At 33.8% G+C, this 17,662-nt stretch carries 12 protein-coding genes; 8 read left to right on the top strand and 4 right to left on the bottom strand.

All coding sequences use genetic code 11. The annotated features are described in order from the left end of the window. The 3 genes from KKQ76_RS12660 to KKQ76_RS12650 all read left to right on the top strand — a co-directional run. Nucleotides 1–2,078, top strand: a 2,078-nt coding sequence (locus KKQ76_RS12660; protein WP_213197430.1) for an ATP-dependent Clp protease ATP-binding subunit, incomplete at its 5' end; no start/stop codon positions are given. Between the two features lie 363 nt (nucleotides 2,079–2,441). After that, nucleotides 2,442–3,425 (top strand): zinc metalloprotease, encoded by a 984-nt coding sequence (locus KKQ76_RS12655; RefSeq protein WP_213197429.1) that lies wholly within the window; start codon nucleotides 2,442–2,444, stop codon nucleotides 3,423–3,425. An 86-nt stretch (nucleotides 3,426–3,511) separates the two neighbouring features. Beyond that, nucleotides 3,512–4,486, top strand: a complete 975-nt coding sequence (locus KKQ76_RS12650) for a zinc metalloprotease (RefSeq protein ID WP_213197428.1) — start codon at nucleotides 3,512–3,514, stop codon at nucleotides 4,484–4,486. Between the two features lie 52 nt (nucleotides 4,487–4,538). Here KKQ76_RS12650 and KKQ76_RS12645 read toward each other — a convergent pair whose 3' ends face one another. The 4 genes from KKQ76_RS12645 to KKQ76_RS12630 form a co-directional block, all read right to left on the bottom strand. Beyond that, nucleotides 4,539–6,665 carry a T9SS type B sorting domain-containing protein gene (locus KKQ76_RS12645; protein ID WP_213197427.1) on the bottom strand — a complete coding sequence of 709 codons (2,127 nt, stop codon included), beginning with the start codon at nucleotides 6,663–6,665 and terminating at the stop codon, nucleotides 4,539–4,541. Between the two features lie 80 nt (nucleotides 6,666–6,745). Next, complete coding sequence (locus KKQ76_RS12640) at nucleotides 6,746–7,627, bottom strand: SDR family oxidoreductase (protein WP_213197426.1); 882 nt, start codon at nucleotides 7,625–7,627, stop codon at nucleotides 6,746–6,748. Nucleotides 7,628–7,764: 137 nt separating this feature from the next. Further along, on the bottom strand, nucleotides 7,765–10,692 hold the full coding sequence (locus KKQ76_RS12635; protein WP_213197425.1) for a M16 family metallopeptidase: 2,928 nt from the start codon (nucleotides 10,690–10,692) through the stop codon (nucleotides 7,765–7,767). A gap of 81 nt (nucleotides 10,693–10,773) precedes the next feature. After that, a complete protein-coding gene (locus KKQ76_RS12630; RefSeq protein WP_213197424.1) occupies nucleotides 10,774–12,108 on the bottom strand; it encodes a dihydroorotase in 1,335 nt (444 codons plus the stop codon). 170 nt (nucleotides 12,109–12,278) lie between these two features. On the opposite strand from KKQ76_RS12630, the gene KKQ76_RS12625 reads away from it, so the two are divergent. The 5 genes from KKQ76_RS12625 (at nucleotide 12,279) to KKQ76_RS12605 (ending at nucleotide 17,640) form a co-directional block, all read left to right on the top strand. Then, complete coding sequence (locus KKQ76_RS12625; protein ID WP_213197423.1) at nucleotides 12,279–13,697, top strand: lipopolysaccharide biosynthesis protein; 1,419 nt, start codon at nucleotides 12,279–12,281, stop codon at nucleotides 13,695–13,697. Nucleotide 13,698: 1 nt separating this feature from the next. Beyond that, entirely contained in the window at nucleotides 13,699–14,139 is a 441-nt protein-coding gene (gene dut / locus KKQ76_RS12620) for a dUTP diphosphatase (RefSeq protein ID WP_213197422.1), read from the top strand. A 38-nt stretch (nucleotides 14,140–14,177) separates the two neighbouring features. Next, entirely contained in the window at nucleotides 14,178–15,203 is a 1,026-nt protein-coding gene (locus KKQ76_RS12615) for a sugar phosphate nucleotidyltransferase (protein ID WP_213197421.1), read from the top strand. Between the two features lie 104 nt (nucleotides 15,204–15,307). Beyond that, a complete protein-coding gene (locus tag KKQ76_RS12610; protein WP_213197420.1) occupies nucleotides 15,308–16,102 on the top strand; it encodes a DUF4292 domain-containing protein in 795 nt (264 codons plus the stop codon). Further along, a complete protein-coding gene (locus KKQ76_RS12605) occupies nucleotides 16,099–17,640 on the top strand; it encodes a murein hydrolase activator EnvC family protein (protein WP_213197419.1) in 1,542 nt (513 codons plus the stop codon). Before KKQ76_RS12610 ends, KKQ76_RS12605 begins: the two co-directional genes overlap by 4 nt. Nucleotides 17,641–17,662: the final 22 nt, after the last annotated feature.

The following is a 17,662-nucleotide window of genomic DNA, read 5'->3' as shown; positions in this document are numbered from 1 at the left end:
GAAAACTAGATCCTGTAATTGGTAGAGACGAAGAAATAAGAAGAGTTTTACAAATTTTATCAAGAAGAACCAAAAACAACCCAATTCTGATTGGTGAACCTGGCGTAGGTAAAACCGCTATTGCAGAAGGAATTGCTCACAGAATTATTTCAGGAGACGTTCCAGAAAATTTAATGGACAAAACCATTTATTCACTAGATATGGGCGCATTAATTGCTGGCGCAAAATACAAAGGTGAATTCGAGGAGCGTTTGAAATCTGTAGTAAATGAAGTCATCAAAAGTGATGGACAAATCATTCTTTTCATCGATGAAATTCACACTTTAGTTGGAGCTGGTGGTGGAGAAGGCGCAATGGACGCTGCTAACATTTTGAAACCTGCATTGGCAAGAGGAGAACTTAGAGCAGTAGGTGCAACGACTTTAAATGAATATCAAAAATATTTTGAAAAAGATAAAGCTTTAGAAAGACGTTTCCAAAAAGTAATGGTAGAAGAACCAGACACAGAATCTGCGATTTCTATCTTGAGAGGAATTAAAGACAAGTACGAAGCGCACCATAAAGTAAGAATAAAAGACGAAGCCATTATTGCTGCTGTAGAAATGTCTCAAAGATATATTTCAGATAGATTTTTACCAGATAAAGCCATCGACTTAATCGATGAAGCTTCTGCAAAACTAAGAATGGAAATCAATTCTAAACCTGAAGAATTAGATATTCTTGACAGAAAATTAATGCAGCTAGAAATAGAACTCGCTGCGATTTCAAGAGAAGGAAACGAAGTGAAAATCAACCATCTAAAAGAAGATATTGCCAGAATCCAGGAGCAACGAAACGAAATCAATGCAAAATGGTTGAAAGAGAAACAGAAATCTGAAGATCTTACCCGTATTAAAAAAGAAATTGAAGCTTTAAAATTAGAAGCTGAAAGAGCTTCCAGAGTGGGTGATTATGCAAAAGTTGCTGAAATTCAGTACGGAAAACTTCGGGAAAAAGAAGAAGAACTTCAAAAGCTGGAGCTTGAAATGCAGAATTATCAGAATGAACTCATCAAAGAAGAAGTAACTGCTGAAAACATTTCAGAAGTGATTGCAAAATGGACCGGAATTCCGGTAACGAAACTTCTGCAATCCGAAAGAGAAAAACTTCTTCATTTAGAAGATGAACTTCATAAAAGAGTTGTTGGTCAGGAAGAAGCTATTTCTGCAGTTGCTGACGCGATTAGAAGAAACAGAGCTGGATTAAATGACGAGAGAAAACCAATCGGTTCCTTCCTTTTTTTAGGAACTACCGGAGTCGGAAAAACCGAGCTAGCAAAAGCTTTGGCGGAGTTTCTTTTTGATGATGAAAATAACATGACCAGAATCGATATGAGTGAATATCAGGAAAGGCATTCCGTCTCTCGTTTGGTGGGCGCGCCTCCAGGATATGTGGGCTACGACGAAGGTGGTCAATTGACGGAAGCGGTTCGCAGAAGACCTTATTCTGTGGTTCTTTTGGATGAGATCGAGAAAGCGCATCCGGATGTTTTCAATACTTTGCTGCAGGTTTTGGATGATGGAAGATTGACGGATAACAAAGGTAGAGTGGTGAATTTCAAGAATTCAATTATCATTATGACTTCCAATTTGGGATCGCATTTGATTCAGGAAAATTTTGAAAATATTACCGATGATAATGTAAAGGAAGTTGTCGAGAAGACCAAAGATGAAGTTTTCACGCTCTTGAAACAAACTTTAAGACCGGAATTCCTGAACAGGATTGATGAAATTGTGCTTTTCCAGCCTTTGACCAAAAAGGAAATCGGAAAAATTGTGCATTTCCAACTTCGTACTTTCAATAAAATGCTCGAAAAAAGAGGAATTTTTATGACCGCTACCGAAGATGCGATCGATTATCTAACCAAAAAAGGTTATGATCCGAGTTTCGGAGCTAGACCGCTGAAAAGAGTTTTGCAGCAAGAAGTTTTGAACAGATTATCTAAAGAAATTCTCGCAGGAAAGATAAATGATGGAGACAGAATCACTTTAGATTACTTCGAAGAAAGCGGACTGGTTTTCAGACCAGTTGAAAAATAACATTGATATTTTTCATATATAACTTACCATTTAAGTTTATCATAGGAGATCCGTCTGGAATTTTTTCAGGCGGATTTTTTTATTTTGAGAACTTTACAAAAAAAATTATCTAAAAAATAAAAAATTTCTAGCATTTCACCCTAATATTACAAAATCAGCAATAAAATAAACCTAATAAAATTATCTAATTCATAAAGATTTAAGTTAATTTAATAATCATTTATCAAAGAAAAAACACATCCATTAAATAAAAATCAACACTTTTTGAAAAAAAATTTAAAAAAAATATTGCACACTAAATTTCAACTCTATATATTCGCAGCTGTGAATTAAAAAAACAATTTTATTAAAAATTAATTTGATATGAAGAAATTACTATTCGGAGTTATGGCGCTAGGAATGTTAGCTGCATGTAACACAACTGAGGAAACTGCAAACTTAACAGAAGACAATGCTAGAACAGCAACTGCATCTAGAAAATCTTGTCCATCTGAAGAAATCAGAGCAGAATTATTAAAGAATGATGCAAAAGCAAGAGCAAGATTTGCTGCAATAGAAGCGGGAACTGAAAAATTCATTCAAGCTAAAAAACTAGGAAGAGTATTAGCTGATGGAACTGTAGAAATCCCTGTAGTTGTAAATTTATTATACAGAACTACTGCAGAAAATCTATCTGATGCTAGAATCGCAGAACAAATTGCTGTTCTTAACAAAGACTTCGGAGCAACTAACACTGATATTAATAAAATCCCTGCTGAATTCGCTTCAGTAGCTGCTGGTGACACCAAAGTAAGATTTAGATTGGTAAAAACAGTTAGAAAATCAACTTCTGTAAGATCTTGGAAAACCAATGACGCTATGAAGAAAGCTTCTACTAAAGGAATTGACGCTACAGATCCAACACAATACTTCAACATTTGGGTTGTAGGTGATATGGGAAGTATCTTAGGATACGCAACTTTCCCAGAATCTGCTGGTCAGTGGAATGATGGAGTTGTTTTAGCTTCTAAATACACTGGTGTAACTGGTGCTACTGCTCCATACAACTTAGGAAGAACTGCAACTCACGAAGTAGGACACTATTTAAATCTTCGTCATATTTGGGGAGATGCGACTTGTGGAAACGATTTCGTAGCTGACACTCCTACTCAAACTGGTTCTAACGGCGGTTCACCAACTTATCCACTATACAACACTTGTGGTGGTGTACAAAGATCTGTAATGTTCATGAACTACATGGATTATGTATATGATTCTGCAATGTATATGTTCTCTGCTGGTCAAAGAGACAGAATGCAAGCTGTAGTAGCTGCAGGTGGCGCAAGAGCAGGATTAAGAAACTTATAATCTTTACTCTATAAAATATTAGGATTGCCATACTTTGGCAATCCTTATCTATTGGTCTGAAAAATTAAAAATCAAATAAATCAACTATGAAGAAATTACTTTTCGGTGCATTTGCACTTGGAACACTAATCGCGTGTAATTCAAACGACTCAACTGAAACACTAACAGAAAACACCAGCATTGCTTCTAGAAGAAGTTGCCCTTCTGAAAAATTAAGAGCAGAAAGATTAAAAAGCGACCCTAAACTCATGGCAAAATACATCGCCAATGAAGAAAAAGCCAACAAATTCATTCAAGCTAAAAAACTAGGAAGAGTATTAGCTGATGGCTCCGTAGACATCCCAGTAGTAGTAAATGTATTATACAGAACTACCGCAGAAAATGTTTCAGCTACAAGAATCGCTGAGCAAATTGCAGTTTTAAATGCAGACTTCGCTGGAACGAACACGGATGCTTCAAAAATTCCTACAGAATTTTCTTCACTCAAAGCAGGAGATACTAAAGTGAGATTTCACCTAATTAAAACGGTAAGAAAAGCTACTACTAAAACTTCTTGGAGTACCAATGACGCTATGAAAAAATCTTCTACTGGCGGAATTGATGCTACTTCACCAGCAAGTTATTTCAATATTTGGGTAGTAGGTTCTATGGGTGGAGTTTTAGGTTACGCTACTTTCCCAGAATCTGCTGGTACAGCTGTAGATGGTGTAGTAATTGCAGCTCCTTATTTTGGTAAAACCGGAGCTACTTCTCCATTCAACCTAGGAAGAACAGGCACTCACGAAGTAGGTCATTATTTAAATCTTCGTCACATTTGGGGAGATGCAACTTGCGGCAGTGATTTAGTAACTGATACACCAACCCAAACTGGTGCTAATTATGGTAAACCAACTTACCCTCTTTACAATACTTGTGGAGGCGTAAAAAGATCTGTAATGTTTATGAACTATATGGATTATGTAGATGATGCAGCTATGTTTATGTTTTCGACTGGACAAAAAGCTAGAATTCAAGCAACGGTTGCTTCTTCTGGACCAAGAGCTGGGTTAAGAGTTTACTAAACAACAATATTTATTAAAATACAATCCCAAGTCAAGTTGACTTGGGATTTTTTTATCTATTTTTAAGAAGAATCCACCCCGTTCTGGTGTAATGTCCATCAATTTCCATTACATACCAATAAGTTCCTGAAGGTAATAATCTACCATTATATAATCCATTCCAATTGAATTTTAAAACATCTTCCGCCATAAAAACTTGAGTGCCGAATTTATCAAATATTTTAAGTTTCACATTAGAGAAAAACTCAATATTAGAAACGCGCCATACATCATTATAACCATCATGATTAGGTGTAAAAGCATTTGGAATAAAAAGTACCGCCGAAGTAGCAACCGCTGTACAACTATTGGTTTGAGATTTTACATAAATCTGATAAATCCCAGCGGACAAATTTTTAAAAACATTAGAAGTTTGCCAATTTACATTGTCTAAAGAATACAAATAAGGAGGATTCCCATTTTCTGCTAAAATTTCTAGAAAATTCTCGCCACTTTTCACTTGAGTAATTATCGGAGTAATACCAGGAGTTACATCAACTGTTTGAATAGCTACACAACCTTTACTATCGGTAAGTTTTACTGAATATTTTCCTGGACTTGAAATTTGCAGCGTCTGACTCACAACTGGTGGAATTGTTTGCCATTCTGCAATGAAACCGGCACCTACATCTAAAACAATATTTTCTCCATCACAAATAGAAGTGTCTTTTAAAACAGTGGAAAATGGAGCTTGTAGAATTTTAACTTTTACTTCTGCCCTTTCACTTTCACAACCATTTACCGTTTGTGTAACCCAAAAAGAAAAATCTCCAGCAATTGAAGTATTGGGAACTGGAGCGATTGTATTTCCAGTACCTCCTGTTGAACTAGTATACCATTTCAAATCAGTTCCGACTGCTGACAAAGATGAGGCAGTGGAATTTTGACAAAATTCATAATTTGAAACGACAGGAGCCGATGGATTATCAAAAATATTAACTGTAATTTTCGCTCTTGCACTTTCACACCCATTAACCGTTTGAGTAATCCAAAAATCTTTAATTCCAACCACGGAAGTATCAATAATTGGAGTATTTATACTTCCTATTCCACCAGTTGCAGAAGTATACCAAAGTATATTATTTTCTGGAGTCGTGAGAGTTGCGGTAGAATTTCTACAAAAACTAAAACTCCTATTGCTTGGCGCATTAGGATACCCATTGATTTTCACTGTAGAAATACCAGACATTACCCTACAAGAAGTCAAATTTATATTAGTAGATTCACCTACAATAAATCTGAATTGGTCATTATTCTGATAACTTCCTGCCGGAATGGTGATATTAGGATTACTTGTGGCACCAGTTAAATTTACCCAAGTGTTTCCGCCATCTGTACTTTTTTGCCAAATGAAATTTACATTTTGAAAAGTATTAGAACTCATTTGCGCAGTTAGAATAAAACTCTGTAAATTGTCACAAACTCCAGTGGTGAAAAGATTTCCTAAAGTAGCAGTAATAGATGTAGATGGACCACAAGGAGAAAAACTAATATCATCTATTGCCAAGTCATTTCCGTTTCCCCCAGGAGCATTATTAATTAAAACTACATCTACATCAGAGGAAGAAGGGTCTGATTTAAAATCTAAATAAAAGTTTTTCCAAACCTCTCCGTTTTCTTCTGTTAAAATTCCTGTAGAAATAGAACCTAAAATAGCTCCAGTAGTTGTACTTCTTATTTGAAAAGTTACATTAGGCTTAATCAAATTCGCTCCAGTTCTGTGTAAATTAATAATCCAAGCAGAAAAACGGTAAACCTGATTAGAACAAAGATTAGAAACCCTTCTTCTATAAAATTCTCCTGGGCTGTAATCTGCATTTACTACCAACATATTTCCATAAGTTCCAGAAGGATCATTGGTATGATCTAATGATTTTTGCCAACCCCAAGGTAAATATTCCGTAGTATTTGAAATCGTATAATAACCATCATTGGGTGGCATTATTGATGAATAAATATAATTGGTAAATGCTGGAGAAACCAATGCTGGAGAAACCGTCTGATAAGAATTATTCACCCTCCCAAAATCTTCTACGAAAATTGGAGCTCCGAAAGAACCTCCGCAGACTTGAGCATTTAACTTCCCAATGAAAATTAAACTAAAAATTAGTGAAAATTTAAAAAAATTTTTCCACGACATTATTGTCTTTTTTTGAGAAGATAAAATTAGGTATTTAAAATTAAAAATCCCGAAATATTTTCGGGATTAAAGTATGATTTTTATGATTTCTTTTTTGCTTTTATCATCATTTCCAGCATATCCCACATTTCTTGCGGAATTTGTTCGAGCATATTAAATTCTCCCGCTCCTTGCAACCATTCTCCACCATCGATGGTTACTACTTCTCCGTTCATATAAGCAGAATAATCAGAAACCAAATACGCTGCAAGATTTGCCAATTCTTGATGTTCCCCTACTCTTCTTAAAGGAACTTTTTTTCTCATATCAAATTTATCAGCCAAATCTCCTGGTAATAATCTTTCCCAAGCTCCTTTTGTAGGAAATGGACCTGGTGCTATTGCATTAAAACGAATGTTGTATTTTGCCCACTCTACAGCGAGACTTCTCGTCATGGCTAGAACTCCAGCTTTAGCACAAGCTGATGGAACTACATAAGCGGAACCTGTCCAAGCGTAAGTAGTAACGATATTCAAAACTGTTCCCGGAATTTTATTATCAATCCAATATTTTCCTACGGAAAGTGTACAGTTTTTGGTTCCTTTCAAAACAATATCTAAAATAGAATCAAAAGCAGAATGCGTTAATCTTTCGGTTGGTGAAATAAAATTTCCAGCGGCATTATTTAACAAAATATCAATTCTACCAAATTCTTTTATCGCAGCTTCTTTCATAGCTTCTACTTCGTCCCAATTTCTTACATCGCAAGAAACACAAAGTACTTTTCCGCCAGTTTCTTCCTCCAATTCTTTTGCTGTTCCTTGTAATTTTTCTAAATTTCTAGAAGTAATCACTACTTTGGCGCCCAATTGTAGAAAATACTTTGTCATGGCTTTTCCAAGACCACTTCCGCCTCCTGTTACGATGGCTACTTTATCTTTTAATGCGTTCTCTTGAAGCATAGGTTGTGTATACATATTCATGACAAGTCTTGTTTAAAATTAATGCTTAAAAGTAAGCATTTATAAAATTCCGAGAAAAAAATCTATTATGTAAAGAAGATGATTAACAAAAAAAGACCGCAAAATTGCGGTCTTTTCTAAAAATATTTTGAAAGTTTCTAGTATCCGAAAATTTCTTCTAAAGAAAGTTTTTTTACTTCTCCTAGTTTTTTCATATCGTCCATAGAAACTCTTTTTTCAGAAGCTACAATTGCATACGTGTAAGGTTTTCCTGAGAAATAATTCTGGTGGAATTTCTTAACATCTGCCATTGTAATTTTATCTACAGTTTCGTACATTTTCTTTCTAATGTCATCAGTAAGACCTAAATTTTTAGCGTTTAAATAGTTGTAAATGATACCATCTTGAGTAATTCTCTCTGTTTGAATATCTTTTTTCACTTGATTTTTAGCCAATTCTAAATTTTTAGTCAATTCTGGCATTTTGGTTAGCAATTCATTCATAGCAACCGTAGCATCGTTAAATTTATCTGCTTGAGAACCTACATAACCTAATAAATAGTAATCTTGGTCTTTTTTCTGTGGCTGCACATAATATCCGTAAGTACTGTAAGCCAAAGCTTTACTTTCTCTAATCGTTTGGAATACTAAACTTCCCATACCTCCACCGAAATAGTTATTGAACACATTAACCATCGTCGTTTTTTCTGGGTTGTAAGTTTCTGTATTTCTAATCCATCTGGTTTCTGCCTGAACCATATCATAATCTGCAAAAAGCACTTGATTTTTAGCAGGAACTTCTTGTTTGAAAGTTTTTGCTGGAGCTGCTACTGCAAAATTTGCAGGAACTTGGTGCAATGTTTTCAACTGAGAAACAACGTTATAAACAGGAGTTGGTCCGTAATAAATTACTGTTTGCTCATAATTATTTAGGTTTTTAATTCTGTCTACCAATTCTTGAGCGGTTACAGCATTCAGTTCCTCATTGGTCAAAACATTGTTGAATTTATTTTCTGAACCATAAAGCGCATAACTTGTTAAACCTTGTAAAATTGCACCTTTATTTGCTTTAGCATCTTTTCTTGCTTTATTCAATCTTGCTTTAAGCGCTGCTAATGCTTTTTCGTCTGCTTTTACATTATTTACCACTTCTTCGTACAATTTCACTGCATTTTCGAAGTTTTCCTGTAAACCTTCGATATTTACCGTGGTGTACTCTTCTCCTGTAGAAACATTAAAACTACATGCAATTTTGTAGAATGCTTTAGAGATTTCTTCGGCAGTCATTTTATCAGTCCCTAAAAACTGAATGTATTGAGAAGCTAAACTTTGTTTTTTATCATTCAAAGAACCTATTTTGTAACGGTAACTTAATCTGAAAATATCATTGTCTTTGTTCGGAACGTAAAGCACTTCTGCTTTTCCTAATTTAGATTTCTGAATATCTTTTTTGTAATCTAAGAAAACTGGTTTCGCAGCAGTTGCAGGCATTTCATTTATTGTTTTCACAAATGCCGATTGCTTATCTGGATTGGTTTCTACTGGTGTAATTGATGGTTTTTCAATTTTTACAGTCGCTGGAGATTCTCCTTTTCTTTTCAAAACAGCTACATAATTGTCACCAAAATATTTATTAGCAAAAGCTACGATGTCTTCTTTTTTGATTTTAGACAAATCGTTTACATAAGCAACTTGGTCTCTCCAATCTAATTCTGAAGTGAAAGCATCCATCAAAACGCTAGCTCTATCACCGTATTTTTCGGTTTCGTAGATTTTGTTTTTCTTGATGTTATTGATGATAGAAGTGATAAGTTGGTCATCAAAATTTCCTTTTTTAAGGTTTTCGATTTCATTTAATACTAAAGCTTTTACATCTTCTAAACTTTGACCAGAAGTTGGCGCGGCAGAAAGATATAGAATTCCGTAATCAATCAATGAATAAGTGAAAGCTGAAGCTCTCAATAATTTTTGTTTTTTAACCAAGTTCAAGTCTAATAAACCTGCTCTTCCGTTGGTTAAAATTTGACCAACTAAATCTGCCAATAAAGCATCTTTATCTTTATTTCCAGGTAATCTGTAACCGATGGTTAAATTTTCTGCATCTGGACCTACAATTTCTTTTACAATTGGTGCTGTAATCGCATCTTCTGGTTGGAAAGTGTATTTATCAAATGGTTTTGGTTGCATGTAAGAAAACGCTTTGTCCACTTTTGCAATTACCTCATCTGGATTGAAGTCACCCGAAAGGATAATTCCCATGTTATTAGGAACGTAATATTTATTAAAATACTTTCTGATTTCTACTAAAGAAGGATTTTTAAGGTGTTCTACCGTACCAATAGTTGTTTGTAAACCGTAGTTATGCTTTTGGAAAAGATTAGAGAATAAAGTTTCAGAAACTTTTCTTCCGTCATTATCCAGCGTTCTATTTTTTTCTTCGTAAACCGCTTCTAATTCAGTATGGAAAATTCTAAGTGTAGGATTTCTGAATCTTTCTGCCTGTACTGCTAAATATTTATCCAAAGAAGCACTAGGAACGTCATCTGTATAAACCGTTTGTTCAAAACTGGTAAAAGCATTGGTTCCTTGAGCGCCCATTGCAGACATCATTTTGTCATATTCGTTTGCAATTGCATATTTTGCGGCAACTCCAGAAACTGAATCTATTTTTTTATAGATGGCTTTTCTTTGAACTTCGTCTTTAGTAGAATTATATTGCTCGTATAATGCGTCAATTTTTTCTAATTCTACTTTTTCTTTAGACCAATCTAATGAACCGTATTTATCAGTTCCTTTAAATAACATGTGCTCTAAATAATGCGCCAAACCAGTATTGGTTGCAGGGTCTGTTTTACTTCCTGCTTTGATGGCAACATACGCTTGGATTCTAGGATCCTTATTCGTAGGACTTAAAATAACAGTTAAACCATTCTTCAAAGTGTAAAAACGAGCTTTCGCAGGGTCATTGGTCACATATTTATACGTGTAACCGCCACTCGAAGCTTCTTTCCACTGAAACTGGTTTTGGGCAAAAGCAACTACAGAAACTAAGACTGCAGCAAATGCCAAAGTAAGCTTTCTAATCATATTGAATTAATTTTTTTCTATTAGACGCAAAAAATGCAAAAATGTTTCTTAAACATTCATATTTTTTGAAAAAGAAGAATTTTATCTTTCAAAAAGCAATCTTTCTCCGTGTTTTTCAGGAGAAACTTTACCATTTTCATAAGCCAGAAAACCATTGACGAAAGTATGTGTAATTTCTGAGTGAAAAGTCTCGTTTTCTAGTGGACTCCAACCACATTTTGAGAGGATATTTTCTTTAGAAACTGTAATTTCTGCATTAGGATTAATGATTACCAAATCTGCTTTGTACCCTTCTTTTACATAACCCCTTTTTTCAATTTCGAATAAAATAGCAGGATTGTGACACATTTTTTCAACCACTTTTTCTAAAGAAATCTTGCCTTTTTTGAAATATTCAAACATTACAGGTAAAGAATATTGAACCAAAGGTGCACCAGAAGGACAGTTCAAATATTTGTTAGATTTTTCTTCCAAAGTATGCGGAGCGTGATCAGTTGCAATCACATCTATTCTATCATCTAAAAGTGCTTCCCAAAGTCCTTTTTTATCCGTTTCGGTTTTTACAGCAGGATTCCATTTGATAAGAGAACCTTTGGTTTCATAATCTTCGTTGGTGAAATGAAGGTGATGCACACAAACTTCAGCGGTGATTTTTTTTTCTTTTAACGGAATATCATTTCGGAAAAGCTCCATTTCTTTAGCAGTAGAAAGATGATAAACATGCAATCTCGCGCCAGTTTTTTTGGCGAGTTCTATTGCTTTTGAACTTGAAAGAAAACACGCTTCATCACTTCTAATTAAGTGATGAAATTTCACAGGAATATCTTCTCCGTATTGTTCTTTATAGATTTCTGTATTTTTTTTGATGGTCGCTTCATCTTCACAATGCACACAAATCGGCATTTTTACTTGAGAGAAGATTTCTTCCAAAATTTCGGAATTATCTACCAACATATTCCCTGTAGAAGAGCCTAAAAATAGTTTAACGGCTGCTACATTTTTTGGATTGGTTTTCAGAACTTCTTCTAAATTATCATTGGTTCCGCCCATCGAAAAAGAATAATTGGCGTAAGATTTCTCCGAAGCGATTTTATATTTTTCTTCTAAAAGTTCTTGCGTTACCGCATTCGGAAAGGTGTTCGGTTGTTCTATAAAACTGGTTACTCCGCCTGCAATTGCAGCTTTTGATTCACTTTCTATATCGCCTTTGTGTGTTAAACCAGGCTCACGAAAATGCACTTGATCATCAATTACTCCAGGAATTAGGAATTTTTCTTCAGCATCAATGATTTTATCTACATTTTCTTCGGAAATAGTTGATGAAATTTTTGCAATCAAATCATTTTCAATCAATACATCAGCTTTAAAAATCTTTCCTTCATTTACGATTTGTGCGTTTTTGATTAAGGTTTTCATTTTACTTTTAGATTTTTACAAATTTAATTTAACTTTTGAGGAAAGCCAAAGAAATTTAGGTTTTTGTGAAAGTGTAAAAGTTCAATTCTAAGGTTTATGAAAAATTCGTAAATCTAAAATCCCAAATCCCAAATCTTATAGTTATTTTTGCAATCTAAAATTTTTGGAAATTGAAAAAAATTCTGGGTGATACCTTAATTTACGGAATTGGAGCTATAATGCCGAGAATAATTTTATTTGTTCTCAATCCTTTATACATCCATTACATTAACACGAATGATTTCGCTAAGTTTTCTAATCTTTATGCATTAATTTCTTTTGTTAATATTGTTTTATCTTTTGGTTTTGAAACAGCTTACTTCAGATTTTCTGCTGAAAAAGACAATGAAAAGAAGACATTCAACACTTCTTTTTGGTTCATGGCTTTGCTTTCTGCATTATTTTTGGTTTCTGTATTGATTTTTAATCAACCAATAGCTAACTACTTTGGATACGAGAAAAACCCTGAATACATTAAATGGTTTGCTTGGATTGCTTTTTTAGACAATTTAGCTGTTATACCTTTTGCATGGCTTCGTTTTAAGGGAATGCCAATAAAATATACCGCGGTTAGAATTTTACAATCCTTATTCCAAACTCTTGTAGTAGTAGCACTTTTCCTTTGGATTCCTACAGAATTTTCTCAAAAATTAGGCATGAAAGAAAAAGTTTCTTTTCCATTTTTCAGTAATTTAATGGGAAGTTTATTGGGTGCAGTTTTGCTTTCTCCTATTATTTTCAAAGTTCAGCTTCAGTTTGTAAAAGATTTATTTTTTAGAATGCTGAAATACGCTTTTCCTGTGATGATTGCAGGCTTAGCATTTATGGTAAATGAAAATTATGCTTTGGCAATACAGATGCATCATATCCCTGATAGTGATGCGGGAGCTTATGGAGGAACTTATAAATTAGCAGTTTTGATGACGCTTTTTGTTACTGCTTACAGAATGGGAATAGAACCTTTCTTTTTCAAACAAATGCAAAGTGAAAACGCAAAAAATACTTATGCAAACGTAGCAGAATATTTTGCTCTTTTTTCTTCTGTAGTTGCACTGGGAATTATTACTAATATTTCTTGGTTAAAACTCTTATTTATTCCTAATAAAACATATTGGATAGCTTTAGATATTATTCCAATCATTGTAATTGCTAACTTATTTTTTGGGATTTATTATAACTTTTCTACTTGGTATAAAGTGACAGACAAAACACATTTCGGAACTATCATTTCTTGGATTGGAGCAGGTATCACAATCGCTCTAAACTTGTTATTCTTAAGCAAATACGGATTTATGGTTTCTGCATGGGTAAAATTCTCATCCTACTTTTTAATGATGGTACTTTCTTATTGGTTAGGACAAAAATATTATCCTATAGATTATAAAATTAAGAAAATGTCTTTCTTCATAATACTATTAATCGTATTTAGCTATATAACTGTAGAAGTTTTTGAATATAATTTTTGGTTAAGTAATTTATTATTCATTATTTACACCACAGTTTTATTATACTCTGAAAAGAAATTTATTTTATCAAAAATTAAAAAATAAGATGACCATAAAAGTAATCAACAAATCAAAACACGCTTTACCAAAATACCAAACTGCACTTTCTGCAGGAATGGATTTATATGCTAATATTTCTGAACCCATCACGCTGAAATCTTTAGAGAGAAGATTAATCAGCACAGGCTTATTCATTTCACTTCCAGAAGGTTACGAAGCACAAGTAAGACCTAGAAGTGGACTTGCTCTAAAAAACGGAATTACGGTTCTGAATACCCCTGGAACAATAGACGCTGATTATCGTGGAGAAATTGGAGTAATTTTAGTAAATTTATCGGCCGAAGAATTTACCATCAATGACGGTGACAGAATCGCTCAAATGATTATTGCTAAACACGAAACCGCAACTTGGGAAGAAGTAAACACTTTAGAAGAAACAGAACGCGGAGAAGGTGGTTTTGGCAGTTCTGGAGTCGCTAAAAAATAACAATTAAAAACACAAATAAATTTAAACCAAATTAAACTATGAAAATAATAGTTCCAATGGCAGGACGTGGTTCTAGACTAAGACCACACACACTTACCGTTCCAAAACCATTAATTCCTATTGCAGGAAAACCGATTGTACAAAGATTAGTAGAAGATATAGCAAAAGTAGCTGGCGAAAACATAGATGAAATAGCATTTATCATAGGAGATTTCGGACCAGAAGTTGAACAATCTTTAATAGAAATTGCAGAAAAACTAGGAGCAAAAGGAAGCGTTTATACGCAAGACGAACCTCTAGGAACAGCTCACGCTATAAAATGCGCAGAACAATCTATGCAAGGAGACGTAGTCGTAGCATTTGCGGATACCCTTTTCCGTGCCGATTTTAAACTAGATACCAATTCTGATGGAGTGATTTGGGTAAAAAAAGTAGCCGATCCTTCTGCTTTTGGTGTTGTAAAATTAGACGATTATGGCTTCATCACTGATTTTGTAGAAAAACCACAAACTTTCGTTTCAGATTTAGCAATTATTGGAATTTATTATTTCAAATCTGCTGAAAAATTGATGGAAGAAATTAATTATATCATGAGTAATGATATAAAAGTAGGTGGTGAATATCAATTGACTACAGCTCTTGAAAATCTTCGTCAAAAAGGAGCTAAATTCTCTCTAGGAAAAGTAGATGATTGGATGGATTGTGGAAATAAAAATGCAACTGTAGAAACCAATGGTAAAATCCTTCAATACGAAAAAGAAGAATTTGCAAATTTCCCAGCATCAGCAGAAATAGAAAACAGTCTTATTATTCCGCCATGTTTTATCGGGGAAAATGTAAAAATTAAAAATTCTAAAATTGGGCCTTATGTTTCTTTAGGAAATGGAACTTGTGTAGAAAATTCTAATATCGAAAATTCTTTGATTCAAGAGAAAACAGTCATCAATCATGGTAATTTAAGCAACTCTATGATTGGTAGTAACGCACAATACTTTGGCGTTTCTAGAGAAATTTCCTTAGGAGATTATTCGGTGCTAGATTTTTTATCAAAAGGAAATGATTAATACACTATAAATCAATAAATTAACCAAACCACACAAAACATATTGTGTGGTTTGGCGTTAAAATTGTAATGTTCTTCCACAAGTAACATTTACAATCATAGAATATGAAAAATTATATACTTATCCTTATTTCATCATTAGCTTTATTATCTTGTAAAGCTAGAAAAACCGTAGAACAAAATCCAGCTCCTGCAGAAAATGTAAGTTCTAATAAAGCTTTTTTCGAAACAATCACTAAAAAAGATGCTTTTGAAAGTTTAAAAATCACTAGCAAAGTCAATGCGGAGACAGACAGATTTATCCCAACTATTGATGGAACATTTTACATAGAAAATGACCAAAAAATTTGGGCAAATTTCTCATTTCTTTTTATGTCTCAAGCAAGAGCCAATATTACTCCTGCTGGAATCAAAGCCTACGAAAAGATAAATAAGACATATATTGATTCTAATTTTGACTACATCAATAATCTTTTGAAAGTTAATTTCATAGATTACAGAGCTTTACAAAATTTACTTCTCGGTAAAACCTTTATTCCTGTTAATGAAAAAGATTATACTTTTTTGCAAAATGAAAACGGTTATTTGCTGAATTCTGCTAAAAACCAAATTATCACCGTAAATGGTAAAACCAGTGAGTACAAAACTTCACTAGAATATTCTCCTGAATTGACTTTGAAAAAGGTATTTTTACAAGACATTAAAAACAATAATAGTCTAGAAGTGAGCTATAATGATTATGAAATTTTCGGTTCACAAAAACTCCCAAAAAGTGTTAAAATAATTATAAAAGCACAGAAAACAGACCAAATTTTAATAGAAAATACGAAATTTGAATTTTTGAAGATGGAAACTCCTTTTTCCATTCCTACTAATTATACAAAGACAGAAATTAAATGATGCATAAGAAACTGAGTTTATTATTAGGATTACTAGCCTTTAGCATTTTCTTTTCTCAACAAGGAAGAAAAGAACAACTGCAAAAACAAAATTCAGAGCTAAAAAAACAAATTGCTGCCATTAATGCTACTCTTGCAAAAGCCAGAGGAGAAGCAAAATTATCTCTTGCTTATCTTAATGATGTCAATAAAAAAATTGCGCTCCGAGAAAGAGTTTATAATAACACTCAGAAAGAGAAAAGATTCATAGAAGATGACATCTACCTGCGTCAGTTAGAAATCAATAAATTTAACCGTGAACTAAAAGTTCTTCGTAAAGAATATGCTGATATTCTAGTAAAAGCATACAAGAACAAAGGCGTTCAAAACAAAGTAACCTTTATTCTTTCTTCTAGAGATTTAGGAGAAGCATTGAGAAGAGTTCAATACATCAAGCAATACGGAGAATATCAAGATAAAAAAGCAGCTGAGATTAATCAAAAAGCTACTCAAATCAAAAAATCTATCGGTTTAAAGCAAAAATCTGTAAAAGAGAAAGAAAACCTTCTTAATAAGCAAAAACAAGAACTCGCTGTAATTCAAGTAGAAAGAAAACAAAAAGAAGTACTTTTAGAAGAATTTAAGAAAAACGAGGCAAAACTGGTAGGAGAACTTAGGACTAAACAAGCCGAAAATAAAAAGGTAGAAAATGCCATCAGAAATCTCATCAATGAAGAGATAAAAGCGGCCAAAGCTAAAGCTGAAGCAGATAAAAAAGCAGAAGCAGAAAGAATAAGACTAGCAAAAATTGCCGCTGAAAAAGAAAAAGCAAAAATAGACGCTGAGAATAAAGCGAAAGCTGATGCACTTGCTCTTGCGAAGAAAAAAGCAGAAGAAGAGGAAAGAAAAGCTACAAAACTTGCCCGTGAAAAAGCGGAAGCAGAAAGAGTTGCCAAAGAAAAAAATGATGCCGAAAAAATAGCAAAAGCAGAAAAAGAGAAAAAAGAGTCTGAAGAAAAAGCAAATGCTGCTAAAGCAAAAGCTGATGAAGCTAGAAATGCATCAAAAGCATTAGCAGATAAAACAGATAAAGAAAAAGCAGCTGTTGAAGAGAAAAAAATGAAAGACTTCGGAGTGGGAGCAATTACCGCAGGAAGCAACTTCGCAGCGAATAAAGGAAAAATGTCTTTCCCTGTTCCTTCTGGTCAAGTTACTGAAAGATTTGGCAGACAACCGCACCCAGTTTTCAAAGGAATTACTATTGAAAATAACGGAATAAAAGTGGTAGTTCCAAACGGAACGAGAGCAAGATGTGTATTCCCAGGTGTTGTGAGCAACATTTTGGTAAGTGGTGGAGCAAAAACTGTATTGGTTAAACATGGAGACTACTTCAGTATCTATGGAAACTTAGAAAATGTAAACGTTGCCAAAAACCAACAAGTCTCTGCAGGAACCACCATTGGAAGTATCGGAACTGATTTTGATGGGAATTTTGCACTCGATTTTCAAATTTGGAATGGAGCCAATCCAGTTAATCCATTAGATTGGGTTTCGTATTAAAAAATCCTTACCTTTGTAAAAA

This window comes from Cloacibacterium caeni (assembly GCF_907163105.1).
Taxonomy (GTDB): Bacteria; Bacteroidota; Bacteroidia; order Flavobacteriales; family Weeksellaceae; genus Cloacibacterium; species Cloacibacterium caeni_A.
Note: the sequence above shows the minus strand (reverse complement) of the source record. Positions and strands in the feature narration are given on the sequence as shown.

Bases quoted from the DNA above. Each gene is read 5' to 3' on its own strand.
- KKQ76_RS12655 (WP_213197429.1), top strand. From the start codon at position 2,442: ATGAAGAAATTACTATTCGGAGTTATGGCGCTAGGAATGTTAGCTGCA.
- KKQ76_RS12650 (WP_213197428.1), top strand. From the start codon at position 3,512: ATGAAGAAATTACTTTTCGGTGCATTTGCACTTGGAACACTAATCGCG.
- KKQ76_RS12645 (WP_213197427.1), bottom strand. From the start codon at position 6,665: ATGTCGTGGAAAAATTTTTTTAAATTTTCACTAATTTTTAGTTTAATT.
- KKQ76_RS12640 (WP_213197426.1), bottom strand. From the start codon at position 7,627: ATGAATATGTATACACAACCTATGCTTCAAGAGAACGCATTAAAAGAT.
- KKQ76_RS12635 (WP_213197425.1), bottom strand. From the start codon at position 10,692: ATGATTAGAAAGCTTACTTTGGCATTTGCTGCAGTCTTAGTTTCTGTA.
- KKQ76_RS12630 (WP_213197424.1), bottom strand. From the start codon at position 12,108: ATGAAAACCTTAATCAAAAACGCACAAATCGTAAATGAAGGAAAGATT.
- dut (WP_213197422.1), top strand. From the start codon at position 13,699: ATGACCATAAAAGTAATCAACAAATCAAAACACGCTTTACCAAAATAC.
- KKQ76_RS12615 (WP_213197421.1), top strand. From the start codon at position 14,178: ATGAAAATAATAGTTCCAATGGCAGGACGTGGTTCTAGACTAAGACCA.
- KKQ76_RS12610 (WP_213197420.1), top strand. From the start codon at position 15,308: ATGAAAAATTATATACTTATCCTTATTTCATCATTAGCTTTATTATCT.
- KKQ76_RS12605 (WP_213197419.1), top strand. From the start codon at position 16,099: ATGATGCATAAGAAACTGAGTTTATTATTAGGATTACTAGCCTTTAGC.